Annotated in this window: 12 protein-coding genes and 1 pseudogene; 5 read left to right on the forward strand and 8 right to left on the reverse strand. The window is 56.2% G+C overall.

The genetic code is table 11. From position 1 onward, the window contains the following. Nucleotides 1–2: 2 nt before the first annotated feature. On the reverse strand, nucleotides 3–2,423 hold the full coding sequence (locus EKD05_RS00765; protein WP_129670389.1) for a flippase activity-associated protein Agl23: 2,421 nt from the start codon (nucleotides 2,421–2,423) through the stop codon (nucleotides 3–5). 267 nt (nucleotides 2,424–2,690) lie between these two features. Here EKD05_RS00765 and typA point away from each other — a divergent pair, with 267 nt between their 5' ends. From typA to EKD05_RS00780, 3 genes are all read left to right on the forward strand, one after another. After that, nucleotides 2,691–4,523: a translational GTPase TypA gene (gene typA / locus EKD05_RS00770; protein ID WP_165360519.1), complete on the forward strand. Its 1,833-nt coding sequence runs from the start codon at nucleotides 2,691–2,693 to the stop codon at nucleotides 4,521–4,523. Between the two features lie 269 nt (nucleotides 4,524–4,792). Beyond that, complete coding sequence (locus EKD05_RS00775) at nucleotides 4,793–5,740, forward strand: RNA polymerase sigma factor RpoD/SigA (protein ID WP_129670391.1); 948 nt, start codon at nucleotides 4,793–4,795, stop codon at nucleotides 5,738–5,740. Between the two features lie 326 nt (nucleotides 5,741–6,066). Then, entirely contained in the window at nucleotides 6,067–10,422 is a 4,356-nt protein-coding gene (locus EKD05_RS00780) for a hypothetical protein (protein WP_129670392.1), read from the forward strand. Nucleotide 10,423: 1 nt separating this feature from the next. Here the strand turns inward: EKD05_RS00780 and EKD05_RS00785 are convergent, their stop codons facing one another. From EKD05_RS00785 to EKD05_RS00810, 6 genes and pseudogenes are all read right to left on the reverse strand, one after another. After that, nucleotides 10,424–10,894: a YcxB family protein gene (locus EKD05_RS00785; protein WP_129670393.1), complete on the reverse strand. Its 471-nt coding sequence runs from the start codon at nucleotides 10,892–10,894 to the stop codon at nucleotides 10,424–10,426. Between the two features lie 99 nt (nucleotides 10,895–10,993). Beyond that, on the reverse strand, nucleotides 10,994–12,706 hold the full coding sequence (locus EKD05_RS00790; RefSeq protein ID WP_129670394.1) for a sodium:solute symporter family protein: 1,713 nt from the start codon (nucleotides 12,704–12,706) through the stop codon (nucleotides 10,994–10,996). A 14-nt stretch (nucleotides 12,707–12,720) separates the two neighbouring features. Further along, nucleotides 12,721–13,008, reverse strand: a complete 288-nt coding sequence (locus EKD05_RS00795) for a DUF4212 domain-containing protein (RefSeq protein ID WP_129670395.1) — start codon at nucleotides 13,006–13,008, stop codon at nucleotides 12,721–12,723. Between the two features lie 719 nt (nucleotides 13,009–13,727). Next, nucleotides 13,728–13,880, reverse strand: a pseudogene (locus EKD05_RS00800) (VOC family protein); the annotation flags it as partial. A gap of 195 nt (nucleotides 13,881–14,075) precedes the next feature. Then, nucleotides 14,076–14,516, reverse strand: a complete 441-nt coding sequence (locus tag EKD05_RS00805) for a type II toxin-antitoxin system VapC family toxin (RefSeq protein WP_129670397.1) — start codon at nucleotides 14,514–14,516, stop codon at nucleotides 14,076–14,078. After that, nucleotides 14,513–14,773: a type II toxin-antitoxin system Phd/YefM family antitoxin gene (locus EKD05_RS00810; protein WP_129670398.1), complete on the reverse strand. Its 261-nt coding sequence runs from the start codon at nucleotides 14,771–14,773 to the stop codon at nucleotides 14,513–14,515. Before EKD05_RS00810 ends, EKD05_RS00805 begins: the two co-directional genes overlap by 4 nt. A gap of 439 nt (nucleotides 14,774–15,212) precedes the next feature. On the opposite strand from EKD05_RS00810, the gene EKD05_RS00815 reads away from it, so the two are divergent. Both EKD05_RS00815 and EKD05_RS00820 read left to right on the forward strand, forming a co-directional pair. Continuing rightward, a complete protein-coding gene (locus EKD05_RS00815; RefSeq protein WP_165360520.1) occupies nucleotides 15,213–15,878 on the forward strand; it encodes an MBL fold metallo-hydrolase in 666 nt (221 codons plus the stop codon). Nucleotides 15,879–16,462: 584 nt separating this feature from the next. Continuing rightward, nucleotides 16,463–17,764: a DNA methyltransferase gene (locus EKD05_RS00820; RefSeq protein ID WP_129670400.1), complete on the forward strand. Its 1,302-nt coding sequence runs from the start codon at nucleotides 16,463–16,465 to the stop codon at nucleotides 17,762–17,764. Here EKD05_RS00820 and EKD05_RS00825 read toward each other — a convergent pair. Next, entirely contained in the window at nucleotides 17,727–18,557 is an 831-nt protein-coding gene (locus EKD05_RS00825) for a hypothetical protein (protein WP_129670401.1), read from the reverse strand. The two genes, EKD05_RS00820 and EKD05_RS00825, sit on opposite strands and share 38 nt — an antisense overlap. Nucleotides 18,558–18,559 lie beyond the last annotated feature (2 nt).

Below are 18,559 nucleotides of genomic sequence, written 5' to 3' on the forward strand. Positions count from 1 at the left end.
TTCTATCTTGTTCCACCATCAAGCTGTCCACTAAGGCCAATTCCGATCTGGTTCGCAAGTTCGGGCCGCACGGCAATCACAAAGTCGCTTGAACCGAGCGCGGCCCCAGGGTCACGGAAGATCAAAAAGCGCCACCAGCGCTCGCCAACCTGGCGATCCAATGGATTGCGCAACAACTGCCCTACCAGTGAAGCCTGTTCGAGCGGCACTTCTCGCCAACCCGAACCAAGGCGGTAGACCTGATCTTCAGGAAACCACCAGCGCAACGGGTAGCGCTGCACAACAAAACCCTCAAGGAGCGTACGATTCTCCGGGAACCGGTCAAGATTTTCTTGCAACAGAAAGACCGCCATTACCTCGTTGCCTGGCACCGTCCCCAGCGTTCCCGATACACGTTGCGCATTGCTGAAATTGCGCAAATACCACGTCCAGACGGTCTCATTATCATAGATTACCGGCATCGCCAGGCCGCGGCCACGTCGGATCGACGCTTCTTCTACACGCCGAACCACCCGCATCACATCAGGCGATGTTTGTGTATAGACCATCGGCTCGCGGGGTACATCCCCATTGACATAGACCAGACGCACGGTGCTACGCACAGTATACACGCTCAGCGCGAGCACGACACATGTCACAAGCATCCCAGTTGCCGCCCGACTGCCCCAGCGCAAACCGATGCCAACCGTGAGCAGCGCAATCAAGACAAGCGTCGCCGCCACGACCATCCACGGATAAAGGCGCGCCTCTTCGCCGTAGGTTACGACCATAGTCATCAGGGTAAAGCCCAGCCCAATAATCGCCGTAAAGAGTGCTCCGTAGATGACCCAGGCCGGGCGCGGGGCCACTGTCGGCAATGGCGCGTCGGTTGTTGGCCGCGCGTGTCGCCCCCAGACCAGTTGTTGCACCGTCCAGCCCGCCAGTAGGGTAAAGGGCAGCGTGATATGGATTGTCAGCCACGGCATCTTCTCGCCGGCCCAGGTGTACATGCCCAAGGACGCCAGTGACCACCAGGCTACCAGCAGCACCGCAAAATTGACCGGCGTTACCGCCTGCATCGCATCCACCCCGCGCACATGCTGCACCAGCCAGATCCCCACCAGGATCAGCCCAATACCCCCAAAGATCAGCAGCAACGGCTCGTACACACCAAGCAAAAAGAGGTAATAGTGCCCCGGCTGCCCCCCGCGCTCAACATTATGCTGGGCCAACCAGTAGAGCAACGAACCAGCCGCCCCACTGATCGCCCCGAGCATATTCGTGAAGAAAGCGGTGAAACCAACCAGATAAATCGCGCCAAAAAGCAGCAATGGAGGCAACCAGCGTCGCTCGCCCCCGAGACTCGCAAAGACCTGCGCCGCCGGAGCCTCCTGCGCACAGGCACGCTCCCAGGGCGTTTGCCCATCAACCCCGGGCCGACGCCAGATCAGATAGATCAGCGCACTCAACGTCCCCAACGCCAACCCAGTTGCCAGTACCACCGCCGGATGCGCAAAAAAGCGCAGCAACTCACCGACATAGATTACCAGATTGGCAAAGAGGCTTTGCCCACCACTCGCATCATCGCGATTGCGCACCAGCAACGCATAGCCATTATCGTCGGTTGGCAGCGGGGGCCACCCAAAAAGACCAGGGCGCTCAAGCTGCATCGCCCCGGTCTCTGGATCGCGAATGGCATGATGGCCCCCATCAACCAATGCCCGCCCCGGCACAACAAAAATCAGGGCCGCCACCACCACCCCAAGCAATGCAACCAAAGCAATTCCGGGCCGATAGACCTGCCACAGAAACACGACGACAAGCGGGGCCAGCATGATCAGCAAAAAGAGATAACTCGACTCGTGATTGATGAACATCAACCCGAATGCTCCCGCGCCAAGCATCAACCAGCGGAACTGTCGCGTACTCACATAGCGCACAAGCCCCACAAAGACCAGAATCTCGCACAGCACCGAATAAATGTCGTGGCGAAAAAAACGCCCTACATAGAGCGACACAGGCGACATCAGTAGATAGACCGCCGCAAGCAACGCAGCCGGACGCCCAAGTTCACGGCGCAACAGATACGGCGTCAGCGTCAGCGCCGTCCCAGCCAGCGCTGGCATCAAACGTGCGGTGAAATCATTATCGCCAAAGAGAAAGTAGCCGAGTGCCCCTAGATAATAGAGCAACGGCCCGTGCAACAACGGATCGTGAAGATACCCCCGTCCAACCAGCAGAAACCACGAATACGACGCATGCAGCGTCTCATCGTGGTGCAGCGCCCGATCCCCGAGCGCCCACACATGTGCGAACAGAGCGACCACCCCAAGCAGGAGGTAGGCAAGATGCTCTACCGTCAACAACCAGGGGCCAGAACGCTCGGCAGACGCAGCCAGTGACGGGGTGGCAGTTGCGTGTCGGGGCAGATCAACACTGCTCATCGCACCTCAAATCAAGCTCAAAGGCAAGACAATAATCTGTGGGCATTGTACACGAGTCAACCTGCCTGGGCAACCAGAATTGCTCAAGTCATAGATCATGGTACAATAGGATGTTGACCTCCAAGGGGGATGGGGCTCTGCGGCCCTAAAGAGAACGTGCATGGGCGCAGCCCCAAGCATCGCCCGCCCCCACAAAGCTCACCTTGTGCTGGCATGCAGCCAGCGCAGTTGGCTGCATGCCAGCACAAACATAAACTCAGGAGCCTTATGCGCCGCACCGATATCCGTAACATTGCGATCATTGCCCACGTTGATCATGGCAAAACAACCCTGGTTGATGCTATGCTCAAGCAGAGCCACATTTTCCGTGAGAATCAGACCGTCGAAGCGCGGGTCATGGACTCGAATGCGATTGAGCGTGAACGCGGCATCACGATTCTTTCGAAAACAACCGCCGTCAGCTATCGTGGTACCAAGATCAATATTGTTGATACCCCCGGCCATGCCGATTTTGGCGGCGAGGTCGAGCGGGTAATGAATATGGTTGATGGCGTGCTCTTGCTGGTTGATGCCGTTGATGGCCCGATGCCCCAGACAAAATTTGTTTTGCGCAAGGCGCTGCAGGCTGGTCACCGTGCGATTGTGGTGATCAATAAGATTGATCGCCCTCAGTCTCGCCCCAACTGGGTTGTCAATGCCACCTTTGATCTCTTTGTTGATCTCGGCGCCAGCGATGAGCAGGCCGAGTTTGCGACGATCTTTACCAATGCCCTGCTCGGCCACGCGGCCCGCTCGCCGCTGAAACTCCATGCTTCGCTTGAGCCGCTCTTCGAGGCGATCATTGATCGCATCCCTGCCCCCGATGTGGATGCCAACGGCCCTGCCCAGTTCCTCGTGACGACAAGTTCGTATGATGAGTATAAGGGCAAAATCGTTACCGGGCGCCTCTATCGCGGGACGCTGAATCGCGGCCAGCCGTTGGTACGCATTGACCGCGCCGGGGCGCAGTTCCCCGCCAAGATTAGCCAACTCTTTGTCTACAATGGCTTGCAACGCCACGACGCCGAGAGTGTCCAGGCCGGCGATATTATCGCCCTCGCTGGTGTCGGTGATGCCAATATCGGCGATACGATCGCTGATGCGCTCCAACCCGAGGCTTTGCCAACCATCAATGTCGAAGAACCGACGGTGCGTATGACCTTTGGCGTCAATACCAGCCCCTTCGCTGGGCGCGAAGGTACCTTTGTGACGTCCCGCAAGCTCCGCGAACGCCTCTATCAAGAGACCGAGCGCGATGTGGCCCTCAAGGTCGCCGATACGGGAAGCGCCGATGTCTTTCTCGTCAGTGGCCGCGGCGAGTTGCACCTCGGTATTTTGATCGAAAACATGCGCCGCGAAGGCTATGAGTTCCAGGTCTCGAAGCCCGAGGTTATTTTTCACGAAGATGAGCACGGAACGACCCTTGAGCCAATGGAATTGGTCGAGATCGAGGTTGGCAGTGATTATCAGGGGGTTGTCGTCGAGTTGCTCGGGAAACGCCAGGGCGAGATGCGTGATATGCACGTCCGTGACGATGGTGGCGTCCATTATGTCTATGTCGTGCCGACCCGTGGCTTGCTCGGCTTTCGCCAACTCTTCCTCACCGCCACCCGTGGCACCGGCATCCTCAATAGTCTCTTTTATGCCTATGAACCGGTCAGCGGTGAGATCAATGCCCGCGAAAATGGCTCCCTGATTGCCTCAGAGACCGGCAAAGTTTCGACCTATGGCCTCAATCAGGTGCAGGATCGCGGTACCTTTTTCGTCACCCCAGGCCAGGATGTCTATGAAGGTATGGTGGTCGGCCAACATATTCGCGATGTTGACCTCGAAGTCAATGTCTGCAAAGAAAAACATCTGACCAATATCCGCAATAATAAAGGGGCCGAAAATGTTCGCCTCGATGCGGCGCGTACTCTGTCCCTCGATGATGCCGTTGAATACATCGGCGACGATGAGCTCGTTGAAGTGACCCCGCAAGGCTGGCGCATCCGTAAAAAATTGCTCAGCTCCGACGACCGCCGCCGCGAAAAGAAAAAACGCGACCTCGCTCTTGCCTAGATGATGTTGCCGCTACCCGAGCTACCCGGCAAAGCCGGGTAGCTTGGTTAGCCAAAAATACTCATCAATTTCTCATCTTTCCCTAAGCCCTTACTTACCCCCGTATCCCATAATAGACTCTTGACGTTCCCTCCCAGGGAGGTGTGTGCCCTGTCTTGCGCATCCCTCCAGCCGGTTCCTTCGTCTTATTCTATCGGAACCACCGTGTCTTTCTGGTGTCAACCACCGACTCGCAGCGTTGGTGTGTCGACAAAAGAAAGGGGAGACTAATGACAAATTCTGCGTATAACAGCCCTTCAGCGGCTGATTCGATTATTCTGTATCTGAACGAGATTGGCGATGAGCCATTGTTGACCTTTGGGCAAGAGCAAGATCTTGCCCGTGTGATGCAAGAAGGCCACGAGGCACGCCATTGGCTTGACCATGAGACCCAACCGTTGACTCTGACCGAACGGCAGCAGCTCGAGGCGCGGGTGCTTGCCGGTGAACGCGCCCGTGCTCAGTTGATCCATTCGAATCTGCGCCTTGTTGTTAGCATTGCCCGTCGTTATCAGGGCCATGGGCTGAGTCTGCTCGATCTTATTCAAGAAGGGAGCCTTGGCCTGATGCGGGCTGTGGATAAGTTCGATCCGACCCGCGGGCTCAAGTTTTCGACCTACGCAACCTACTGGATCCGCCAGAGCGTTGGGCGCGCTATTGCCGATCAGGGGCGAACCGTTCGCCTCCCGGTGCATCTCGGTGAACGGCTGTCACGCCTTGCCCGCATGCGGCAACAGTTGACCCAGATGCTCGATCGTGATCCGACCTGCGAAGAATTGGCCGAGGCCCTCGGTCTGACGCCTGAACAGGTCACCAAAGCCGAACAGGCCGCGCTCGTGCCCGCTTCGCTTGATGAACCACATACCGACGACGGCACTGGCTCGCTGGCCGAGGTTATCTCTGATCCGCTGCAACCATCTCCGCTCGATCAGATTAGCCATGGGTTGCTCCGCCAGGATCTTACCGATGCCCTGGCGCACCTCACGCCCCGCGAACGCAATATTCTGCAGCTGCGCTATGGGCTCAGTGGCGAACTCGCTATGACACTTGAGCAGATTGGACGCCGCCTCGGTCTTACCCGTGAACGGGTTCGCCAACTTGAAAGCGAGGCCCTCCGCAAGCTCCGCGATCCAATGCTGGGCCGCCGCCTCCACGGCTATTTCGAGGAACGCGAATAAGACAGTCTATTGGGTTGAGTGGTGTGTAACCTAAGTTTTCTGGTAGCACCGCCGACCACGAATAACACGCACGAAGAAACGAATATGGGCTGCTCTGTATAGTATTCGTTTCTTCGTGGCACCATTCGTGGTCGGCGAACGACACCAGAAAACGTACGTTACAGACCACTTCTGGCATGCCTGGCAGCGGGCATGCATTATCAGCAGGGCTGGTATACGTTTGCCCGCTATCCCGTTTTTGTTACCCCTTTGCAACCTCCCCTGGCGTACAATGTGTGCAGGATATGCCCCATGCCATTGTGGTACAACCCACAGGGGAGGTTGCGATGACGTCACTGATCACAACCCTCGTTTGTTTTGTCGCACCGTTCGCTGTCTTGATGATGGGCCTGGTCTGGTGGAGCAAGCAGCGCCGCCAGGCCAGGGCCGAGCAGCCGTTTGATCTTGCGACCTTCAGCCAGTTCGACCGTCTGGTCGCGCGCTGGCAGACGCAGGGGCGGATCTCTCCGCAAGAAGCTGAGCGTGTGCGTGCGTTGCTTGCTGCTGAAGTCGCCCTCCTCACCCGTCAACCAGAGGTTGCCCCGGCCCAGGGGCAGCAAGGTATGGGGGAGCATGCCGCCCCAATGACACCAGATCCTGCCCTGCCCTCTGCCACGGGCCACCCACCCGCACCCGCGCCAGCGCCGTTGCCTGCAGCAATGCCCACAGCGCCGCTCCTCGGTGAGACCTTGCTGCAGCCCCCGCTCGCCGCTGCAGATGTTCTTCCCGTTGCCGCAGTCGCGAACGAGTCGGCGGGTGAGGTCAGCCCGCTACCCGCACCAACGCCCCCTCTCAGCAGTACGCCCCCGCCGGTGGCGCCCTCGCCGCCCCGTACGACACGCCGCTCGGTACGTGCCGCCCTCCTTGCGCTCGGCACAAGGCGCATGCTGCTCTTTCTTGGCACGTTCTTGCTCTTGATGTCGAGCCTGACGCTCATCATTTTTAACTGGGCCGTCTTGCCGCCGCTGGCCCAACTGACGATTATCGCGGGTACCACCGGGTTGATCTGGGTTGCTGGGGCTTGGATGACGACCAAACCCGATCTCGCAACGGCCGGGCAGAATCTACAGCTTGTCGCTGCCCTGCTCCTTCCTGTCGTCGGGTTTGCCCTGAGCCGCCCCGGTCTCCTTGAACTCGCCCCCCGTCAGGCCTGGTTGCTCACCGCTGTCATCAGTCTGACAGGCTATCTCGTGGCCGCCCAAAGGACAGGACGGGCCTTTTATAGCGGGGCTGCCGTCGTTGCCGCAGCCAACCTCTTTCCCGCTTCGCTTGGTCAATTGGCCCTCGGGTGGCAACTCTTTCCGATCATGGTGCTGCTGACTGCCGTCTTGCCCCTCGCACACCGCCTCGCTCAATCCAGTGTACCTCGGTTAGGTTTCGGAGCGCGGATGGTCGCCCTCTTCGGCGCACCCCTCTGCCTCGCGCTGATCGCCCTAGTCGATCTTGGCATCTCCGGTGAGCCCTTTGCGCTCGCGGCGTCACTTGCGGCAGGCGCGTTGTTCGCCGAGGTTGCGTATCGTACCGAACAGCGCGAGCCCTGGCTCTGGGCTGCGGTGTTGTTGCCCATTGCCGCGCTGCGCGTCACCTTGATGGCGCTGAACGCTGACCTTGCCCTCAATGCGTTGGGCTTTGGTCTGGCCGCGCTCGTCTATCTCGGGCTCAGTATCGTTGGGGCGCAACGCTTGCCGCCACTGAGGCGACCAGGTTTGACGGGGGCGGTCGTGCTCGTGCTCCTGACCTTGCCGCTGGCCTTGATCAGCCTTGAAGCAACGCGCCTGGCTTTGCCACCCTTGATTATCTTTGGCCTCGCCTTTGTGATCCTGGCCGAGCGTGGTTCGTTTGCGTGGCTCGGCACACAGGTTCCATTGTTGAGTACAACAAGCCTGGCAAGTGCCGGGGTGCTGCTTTTTGTCTGGCTTGGGGTGGTGATCAATGATCGCCTGAATGATCTCAGCGCCACGTCGCTCTACCTGTTGCCCCTGGCGGCCCTCTTTTTTGCCAGTGCTCGCTGGTGGCCCGGGCGGCTTCGTCAAGCTTACGATTACACCATGCAAGGGTTGGCGCTGCTTGTTACCTTGATAGCTGGTCAACCGACGCTGATGAGCGACGAACATCGCCTGGCTGCGGCGGTGCTGCTCGCCGTGATCTTTATGGGCCAGGCTCTGATCCGCCCCCATGTCGCCTGGGCGGGCGTCGGGTTGGGCATAGGCAGCCTGGCCGTCGCCATCGCCATCGACCACCTGGTTTCTGTCGTTGATCAGGGGCCCGTCGTTGCGGTGGTTGCTCTTGCGCTGGCCGCACTCTTGAGTCTGGGCGGCGAACGGCTACGCCTCATCTCCTTTCGCCATTGGACATGGCCGGCCCTCGGGTGGGCCAGTGGCTGGGCGCTGGTTGCCGCCGGCACCGCCTGGCTGGAGTTCTGGCGCTACCCCGGCCTCACGGTCGGCGTCTGGCTCGCCCTGGCGTCGTTGCTCGGTCTGCATACCTATCTCTGGAGGCAGCCACGGCTTGGCTACCCGGCGGCGCTATTCCTCGCAAGCGCTGTGCTGCTCGCGGCTAGCGAGAGCTTTTTCCTCGCTTGGCAACCTGCGGTCGAGGATCTTGCCTATAGCATCATTGCGCTCACTGTCGCTCTGGCGCTGCTCGGCCAGTTCCTACGCCGCTTCCGCCCCGCGTATGCGTGGCCCTATGAACGGGTTGCTTTTGTGGTCCTGCCCGGTGCGCCCCTGGTGGCATGGTTCGATGCGGCCCACCTCAGCCTGGCCTGGATCATGCTGACCCTGCTCTATCTGGTGGCGCGCTGGCGCTACCGGCTCCAGTGGATGCTCGCGCTCGCTTTTCTCAGCCTCGATCTGGCCGCGCTCACCACGGCGGCCTGGCAATTCCCCGGAGGCGAACCAGCCGGGGCGGGGCTCATGCTGGCCGTGATCGTCGTTGGTCAGGCTCTCTTCAGTGCGTTCATTCATCACCGCCTGCCCACGTGGGGCGACGCCTGGCGCTGGGGCTATCTCGCCGCCGTGCCAGGTGCCGCCGGAGCGCTTGCGCTCGCGGCGACAAGCCCTGCGTATCTCGCCGTTGTCGCGGGCCTCTTCGCCCTGCTTGCCGGTGTTCTGGTCTGGCTCGAACGCCAGCCCTTGCTGGCCTGGGCTTCATTGATGCTGCTCGCGGTCAGCCTTGAGGCCCTGCATCGTTTCGCCGGGCTTAGCACCGACCTGAGTCTGCTGCTCGGTAGCTTTGAAGCGCTCGCGCTCTTTGGCGTTGGCTGGGCTTTGCACCTGCGTGCCGCCCAACGCCCGGTGGCACGCCTCTGGGATGATGCCCTGACGATTGGTGCCGGCGGCGCGATGCTCTTGCTGCCCATGACCCTGGCAGGACAGACCTGGAGTACCGATGGCAGGTTCATCGGCACGGCCATCTTTCTAACCGGCCTGGCCCTCGGCCTCCTCGGCGGACGTTTGCGCCAGACTAAGCTGGCCGGGCCAGCGCTGGCGGTCTGGGTCGCCGCCGTGCTCGCCGAAGGCCTCGTGCGTGTGCCCATCTTCTGGGCCGACGCAGGCTCACAAGTGTTGCTTGGGCTCGCCTGGCTCATTGCCGCCGCCGCACTTGCCCGGCGTCTCAGCCTCGCCGTGCGCACCCGGCAAGCCCTTGCCGAAGCGAAGCTCTTCCACGGCACGATCTACGGGGCCGCCCTCATGTCCAGCGTGCTGGCGCTGGCGGGCACCATCGGGAATGCCGGGTCGACCGCGCTCATCAGCCTGGGGCTTGCGCTGCTCACCGCACTCATTGCGAGTCTCGAACGACGCGAAGCCGTTGCCTGGACGAGCCTCGGCCTGGGCGTGGTTGGCGCATGGTTCTGGTTCACGACCTACACCAACAGCGCAGAGGTCTGGATCGCCGCATGGCTGATTCTCGGTATGCTAGGCGTGAGTCTGGCAAGTTGGGGGGTGCGCCGTCTGGGGCTAACGGTGTGGCAACGCCCTGGCGTCTTGGGAACCCTGGGTGTAGCCACCCTGCTCGCCCTGCTGGTCGGGTTGGAAGCCAACGCAACCGGCATCCTGCCACCACTCACGCTCGCGCTGGTCAACCTGGGGCTCTTGCTCGTCACCCTTGCGGTACGCGAGCGCGAACTTGCCTATGCCTATGTTGCCGGGGCGAGTTTTGTCGGGGCAATGCTCTGCCAACTGGCCGACTGGGGGTTCCGCGACGCGCAGTGGTACGTCATTCCGTCAGGACTCTACCTGCTCGCCCTCGCCGCCGGTCTGCGGCGCTTTCAGGGCCAGCGACGGGTCTCCCAACTCATCGAAACCGTGGCGACGATCCTACTACTTGGCGTCACCTTCATCGACATGATCCGCAACGACGGCAGCCTCTTCACGAGCATCCTGCTCTTTAGTGAATCACTGGTGCTGGCGGGGTACGGCGCGCTCACGCGGCTACGGGTGCCGTTTGTGGGGGGCATCGGCTTCTTTGTCATCGGCGTCAGCTGGATGACACTCGAAAATGTCCGCTTTGCCAACCAGTGGGTCCTGCTCGGCATCGTCGGCCTCTTGATGGTCGTTGCTTACGTCATCCTCGAACGCCACCAGGAACGCCTCGTGCGCACAGGCCGTGCGTGGGCAGTCCAGCTACGGAGCTGGAACTGAGCTATGCACGTTCTTGGATCTGTTTTTTCAACAGATCCTCAAGTTGCTTTATCTGAGCCTGGGGCACCGCTGCCTCACGAAAGACAAGTAGCAAGCCATTCTGCAGCGTCAACTCATAGACCCCAAGCGCCTTGCGCCACGCTTTAAAATCAGACCACGTAAAGCTACTGTTGCCCTTCGGAGTATCCAAACGCACGCCACTTGTCGTCAACTCATACCGCATCGGCAAAAAGGCCGGCTGATCGGGATCATTGCTCCGGCGAATAATCGCCGCCCAGCCACCGATGCTATAGGCGAGCAACGGCACAGGCGCAACCACATAGATCGCGATTGGCGCAGTCGGATTGGTGAGCGCGTAGACGGTGAGCACCGCAAAAATAAAGGCATAAAAATAGAACATCGAGCGCCGAAAATGGCGATTCAGTTCATACCGGCGAAACTCTTCAGGGGTCAAGGTGCTTTGAATAACCATAAGGATGGAGGGGGTTGACTGGGAAAACGCCAGCTACGCTGGCGTTTTCCCAGTCAACCCAATTGGCTTCAGAAAGCAACGCTGGTTGATCCTGCGATCCTAATCGTGGGCGCTCGCAGCGCCAGCACCACGGGGAATACGCACCGACTCGACCAGTTCCTGGATTTCAGCAGGAGGCGGAGGCGTCATCCGCGAAACGATCAGCGTGACCGCAAAGTTGAGCAGCATCCCAATTGTGCCAATGCCCTGAGCGCTGATGCCCATAAAGTTGCCCATCAGCGGGGTCTCGGTACCAAAGATCTGCACCGAGCGCATCGACAGGATCATAATGGCGGTGAAGATCAAGCCAACCAACATACCCGCAATCGCACCCTGGCTATTGGTGCGCTTGTCAAAAATGCCCAACAGAATAATCGGGAAGAAGCTCGCGGCGGCCAGACCAAAGGCGAAGGCCACCACTTCGGCAACAAACCCCGGAGGGTTGATCCCGAAATAGCCTGCCACAACCACGGCACCAAAGATCACGATACGCCCAACGAGCAGGCGTCGCTCTTCAGTTGCTTTCGGGTTGATCATGCGATAATAGATGTCGTGCGCAAGCGAACTCGATACCACCAAGAGCAGACCAGAGGCTGTCGAAAGCGCAGCGGCTAGACCACCTGCCGCCATCAGCGCAATGATGAACGGAGCAAGCTGAGCAACCTCAGGCGTCGAGAGCACAATGATGTCGTTGTCAAGCTTAGTCAATTCGTTAGCAATGCCATCAGTCGCCTTCGGACCACGGATCTGCAAGACACCATCGCCATTCTTATCCTCAAACGCAAGCAGGCCAGTCGCCTTCCAGCTCTGCACCCAACCAAGCTCCTCGATTTGCGCAACTGGCTGATTATTGAGGCTCTCGAGCAAGTTGGTGCGCGCAAAGATCGCAAGCACCGGTGCGCTCAGGTAGAGAAACGAGATAAAGAGCAGCGCCCAACCAGCCGAATAACGTGCAGCACGCACATTAGGCACCGTATAGAAACGAACAATCACGTGGGGCAGACCAGCGGTACCTGCCATAAGCGCCAGCGTGATCGCAAGCACATCAATCATGCTACGATTAGCAAAAGGCTGTGTATACTCATTGAAGCCCAGATCAATCTGGATCTGGTTCAACCGGGGAACCAGGTCACTCGTAATCAGTGCCAACTGAGGAATAGGATTGCCTGTCAGTTGCAACGAAATGGCAATAACGGGGATAACGAAGGCAATGATCAGCACCGAGTACTGCGCCACCTGTGTCCAGGTGATGCCCTTCATCCCACCGATGACCGCAAAGAACGCCACAATGACCATGCCGGTAAACACGCCCCATTCAATCGGCATGCCAAGGAAGCGGCTGAAGACCACACCGACACCACGCATCTGCCCGGCCACATAGGTGATCGAAATAAAGACCGCCGCCACCGCCGCGATGGTACGCGCAGTTGACGAGTAATAGCGGTCACCGACAAAGTCAGGCACCGTAAACTTGGCAAACTTGCGCAGATAGGGAGCCAGCAGCAAGGCCAACAGCACATAGCCACCCGTCCAGCCAAGCAAATAGACCGCACCTTCAAAGCCCAGTACCGAGATCAAGCCAGCCATCGAAATAAACGAGGCAGCACTCATCCAGTCAGCAGCCGTCGCTGCACCATTCGCTATCGCCGGTACACCCTGACCTGCAACATAGAAACCCTTTGTATCATTCACCCGACTGGCATATCCGATGTAGATGTAAATCCCAAAGGTCAGAACGACCAGAGCCCAGGTCCAGATTTCTACTGCCGACATCGTTGTCTCCTCAATTATTCGTGAACGTTAAAGCGCTGATCGTACCGATCCATCACCACGGCATAGACGAAAATGAGTACAACAAAAGTGATGATCGCACCCTGCTGCACAATCCAGAAACTCAGCGGTACCTGACCAAAGGGGACATTATTGAAAATCCCAGCCATCAGGTAACCAGCAACAAATGAGACCAAGAACCAGATACCCAGCAGAATAGTGATCAGACGAACATTTGCCTTCCAATAGGCAATTGCTGCATCCTGGCCGCCTTCGACCACGGCAACTTTGCGCGTTGAGGCCATGTGTGTTCTCCTCTTTGTGCTAACGACGACTTCCGTTATGATCGAACCGCTTCCGTTACCCCTGGCTCAAGGCGTGGCAAGCGCCGTAAAACCAGTCGCTGTATGTATTGTCTTCGCTTTGCCAACCTCCTTTGTGGCTGAAACCTCTCTCTTGTGTCCCTGACTCACATCACCACAACGCACAGAACATGCACCTCAGCTTTGGCATTGCTCCACACGCAAAAACCTCGCGCTGCCTGAGAACAAGCTCGATGAAGGCACTCTCGAACGTGGAGAGACGCTGGTCAGCAAGGGTAATCACGCAGTGAAACCGTGACACAAAGGCCAACCAGGGTGGTCTGTTACGCACTATGGATATGAGTTCAGTAACTTGGTGTTCTTAATCTATCAGACGTTTTTCAGGTTTCGTTAAGGTTTCTGTAAAGTTTCTGTAAAGAAGTCACCAAAAACGGCCAGAGTCGCCGTCTCTCACGCTTGTGCGCAGCAAAAAACCAGCATTGCTGGCTTTGCACAAGCGTGAGGATTCTTATCCTAGACCCAATACCTTCGCCTACCCCAACCTTTGCTGGCTCGCGGCGCATACCCTGAAGCGGCGAAGCCGCTGTCCGCTGCAAACGGTTGTGAGCCCACCTTTCCCGTGAATCTCAACCACATATCGCCGCCTCGATGGTGGCAACGTTGATCTTTCTCATCGTCATCATTGCATCGAACGCACGCTTCACGTCACCTTCTTTGCACGATGGATTATCGCCTGGTGCTCGATGCACCGCTCCGACGAATGAATCGGGAAAAGTCTCGGCATAAAACCGTGCCGCCTCCTCGGCGCCGCGATCGCACCAGAGGCAAATCGTGTTCTTTGCGGGCTCTACCATGTGGTTTCTCCTTTCTGATGCGCCCCTTGAAGCCCAAGTAAACGTCGCACTCCAAGGGCGGGATAACGTACCCGTTAGGTGGCTGTCGTGAAAAAAGGCTGACAACTATGGCACGTTTTATTCTTATGGAAGGGAAATAAGAAGCCTGTATGTCTCTATTTATCATGCTCGCCTCGCTCGAAACGCTTTGCGCCTCTACCCCGTTCCTTCTATTTTCGTCTTCCAAGGATTGAGTAACGGGATGCCTGTACCCCGAAAATCGCCTGTATTTCGTGTAACGAGTGTGAATTGCCCATGAAGGGCTACAGCTGCGATGAGAGAATCTATTGCAGAGAGAACAACACCGTTCATTTCTAATTGTCCGGTAAGCTCTCCCCAACGTAACATTATCTCCGTCGTGATTGGGAGAATACGTCCATCGAATCGAAGAAGGAGATCCGACGATAACCAGGCAAATATGTTCTCTTTTCGTGGCGATGAAGGAAGCTTTGCTACTCCTTTCCGTATTTCGCCAATCGTAATCACCGTGAGATGCATTCGGGCGGCGTCTTGTTCATCTACCCATTGCACAACATTCGGATCTGGTTGCTTCTTGATTAACTCAGATACGACATTTGTATCAAGAAGGTATTTCATAGTTCGATATTACCTCGTGCTGACCGAGGGTCACGCGATAGATCAAGTTCCTCTTCAACGTCTCCCAAAGGGGAGGTACGAAAGAACTCAGAGAGCTTGTGTTGACTCAAGATAAGCTTTTGATATTCCTCATATGAAATCACAATAACGGTTTCTACGCCGCGTTTCGTGACCACCTGTGGCCCATGCTTGATGGCTTCTTCGACGACTTCACTGAACTTATTCTTGGCCTCTTGGAGCTGCCATGTACGGCTCATATCCCGCCTCCTGTCTAGTCTGTCTAGGTACAGTATATATTCTTTTCCTTCTCTGTCAATGGGGTAGAGCGCTGCTCTAAGCCACCTAACGCCTGTATCCAGCCGCCGCTGAGAGAAAAGCCGTGACAAGCGGGAAGGCGCACGCCTGCTTGTCGGCGTGTCAAATCGCCCTGATGCAGCGGTCGGCTGCGCACATTATTGGGCGGCTACCGCGCCATGGCGTTCATATGCCACCGTTTATGGCTGATGCGGGCTCTGCTTTTCCAGGAAATCCACGGTGTCAGGGTTTATGAAGCCACCAGGCAAATCGGCTTGATTATTGGAACATTAGTCAGTATAATCGCAGGCTGGCGGTTCCTGCTCAAAAAGAAGAAGAATGTTGCATGCCTTTAACTCTGCATCAGAGAAGGGTTGCACAAATGGAGGAAGAAGAGACTATATGATTCACATTGCAAACGATGTTTTTCAAATTCCGGTCACACCGCGTCAGTTGGTCAACACCTACTTGATCGGCTCCACGCTGATTGATGCGGGGATCAAGTTTTCCGGGCGAACCATTTTGCGCCAACTTGGAAATCACCGCTTGACTGCCCACGCGCTGACCCATGCTCACCCAGACCATCAGGGCGCAAGCGCGGAGTTATGCAAAAAGCTTGGGATTCCGTTTTGGGTGGGCGCGAAGGATCAATCCGCCGCTGAGAGCGGGCTTGTGGTCAACAACATGCCGAATCCCAAACACCCAGTTGCCATCTTTGAACAAAATTTTATGGCTGGACCTGGTCATCCCGTTGACCGCATTTTGCAAGAGGGTGACATGGTTGAAGATTTTGTCGTCATCGAAACGCCGGGACATTCGGCTGGGCATGTTTGTTTTTGGCGCGAGCGCGACGGCGTATTGATCGCGGGTGATGTGCTGCGCAATATCAATTTTTTTACCACCATGCCAGAACTCAGCGAACCGCCCGCTATCTTTACGACAAGCGTGGAGACAAACAAAAAATCTATCCAGAAGATTGCTGCGCTCAAGCCGCAGGTGATTTGCTTTGGGCATGGTCCCGTCATTCGGGACGCAGAACGGATTCAAGCATTTGCAAAACGGATATAACCTGACAAACACGGCCAGAACCATTCTGGTTATCGGTGGGACGGGTATGCCGGGAACATGCTTCCCCCGCAAAAAAACCTCGCTTACCCAGAGACTGTGCCAGCGCACTATGCATTGTGGGTGTCGAGCCGCGGGCATTGAACCCCAGCAATATGGGCAATTGCGCCGCTTGCTGGAAGCTTACCCATTCTGTCCACTCGCCATATCGTACCAATGAACAGACAGTTCATCGGCGCTACCAGCGTACTCTTGTTCGATTTGCCCACTTAAGACGAAATTGAACATTCGAATGACCTCTGAGTCAGCTTGAAACTCCTCAAAGAGTGAAGCAAGCGCCTGCCGAACAGATATATCGGGATCCCGATGTTGCGCCTGACTCAGCACACGGACGTGCCTCGGCTTGCGCCCTGGCCTTTCGGCGGCGTCCGTTGGAAGGAGCCGCTCACCACTGGTGCAGCAAGACGCCCTCACTCCCAGGCGTGCCTGTTACCCCAAGGGTGAACACTTGCTCAGCACGCAGTATTTGCAAGCAAGATGTACCTACGATACAATTGTTCTTGAAATCAGTGCTAAGGAGCGATACCATGACCTCAAAAATCAAGAAGAATCAGTTGAACATGGTTATGCCTCAAGATAGCCCCGTTCACAATTGGTATCGGTTTGTGCTTTCCTTTCCTCCGCACCTGGTTCGCGACTATTTGGCAAAACTAGGTGCCGATGAGCATTCAGTCGTGCTTGATCCCTTTTGTGGAACGGGTACGACCCTGGTTGAATGCAAAAAACTCGGCATTCGCTCCTGTGGCTGGGAAGCAAATGCGATGGCTCATTTTGCCTCTACTACCAAAACTTCTTGGCAATGCGATCCCGATCATTTCATCGCGCATTGTCAACAGGTGGCAGAAGAAGCCCTGGATATGACGGCAAGATCGGGCATTTCGCTCTATGGAGACACCCCTTTATTTGGTGATTTTCGTGGTGGCACAATGCTCAGAGATCTTACCGAAGAGCAGTGGCAAGTTTTATCACGTGGCTTTATTAGTCCGTTGCCACTTCATCGTACGCTAATTCTTCTTGAAACAATGCGAGGTTATCAAGCCAATCCCTATCGCGGGTACCAAGAATTAGCTCTTGCGAAAGCTCTCGTTTCTCGCATTGGAAATGTTGCGTTTGGTCCTGAGATTGGGGCTACACCGCCCAAGAGTGATATTGATGTTGTGAGCATCTGGCTCAGCGAATGTAAAAACATTGCCCATGATCTTGAGATTGTACAAAAACTACCCTATCATCCAGATAGTAGTGTCATTCGTGGTGACTCACGTTCGACCCAGTCTCATGCAAAGCTTTTTGATATTGTGATTACATCTCCACCGTATCCTAATGAAAAAGATTATACAAGAACCACAAGGCTTGAGTCTGTTATCCTGGGATTTATTACAAATCGTAGCGATCTACGTGCCTTGAAGCAAGGTTTATTGCGCAGCAATACTCGTAATGTCTATACCGTCGATGATGATCAAAAATGGATCGAGGGCGTCGAAAGTGTGCAGACACTGGCACGCCAGATTGAAGAACGACGGATCGAGCTTGGCAAGACGTCAGGATTTGAACGGCTTTATCATCGCGTGGTCGAACTCTACTTTGGTGGTATGGCGCGCCATCTGATTGAGCTAAAGAAGACCTTGAAGCCAGGTGCACAACTAGCTTATGTTGTTGGTGATCAGATGTCCTATTTCCGCATTCCAATCCGTACCGGTACCATCCTGGCCGATATTGCTGAACGTGTCGGTTATAAAGTTGAGAGCATTGATCTCTTTAGAACGCGCCTCGCCACCGTCACCAAAGAATGGATCAGAGAAGAGGTAGTTGTCCTTTCCTCGTCCGCTTAATTGTCCATTGATATGGAATCCGTGAGAAGGTAAAAAGAAAAACGCTCTCAACTTCAGGTGTACGATGACCATCTGAATATGCACCGAAAGTGACAACCAGCAAGGTGTTATCTAGTTGAATCTTTATTCCGACTGGTCTCACTTCGTCGACAAACATCCCAAAATGGTTCAGTGCCTGGTGTGCAGAGCCAAATATCTGGTGTTTTAAGAGGACATCGCTCCCCTTTGATTTTGCTTCCACTGCGATGAGGGTCGTCAATCCGTTCTGCTCAAAAACGTAGCAGCCATCGACTTCGTTGGGTTGTACTTTGAGTGGTGCCTGGACACGGAAAACCTGATGAGCGCCAGTCACTCGTTCCAGGATCTTACAGTACTCAAGAATAGACATGATCGCTCCTTCATCAGTACGGATGAGTTCCCATACTATGGCAGGAAGAAGATCGCTGTTGAGAGTCTCGTAGATTACTTCTTGGGTTGATATGTCAACAATGTCACTGACGGAATCATTAGTTGATCGGACAAAAGCTCCTCCTTTTTCCGTCTGAATGATATGATAACCAAGTTGCTTAAGCTCGCTTAATTGCGATGGCATCTTTCCACTGCGAACGATGTCTTTGAAGAAGTTGTGAATGTTGCCGGGAGTTTCACCCCTGCGATCAAGATATTGCTTGATCTCCTCCATATTCAGATCAATTCGATCCTGTGGGTCTTCAGGATTGTATTTCTGGAAAAACAATGTATGTAAAGCACCTGCTTTATAGCCGCGAAATTGCTTGTTTGAAGAATGATCCATTT

The organism is Candidatus Chloroploca sp. Khr17, assembly GCF_004138165.1.
Lineage (GTDB): Bacteria > Chloroflexota > Chloroflexia > Chloroflexales > Chloroflexaceae > Chloroploca.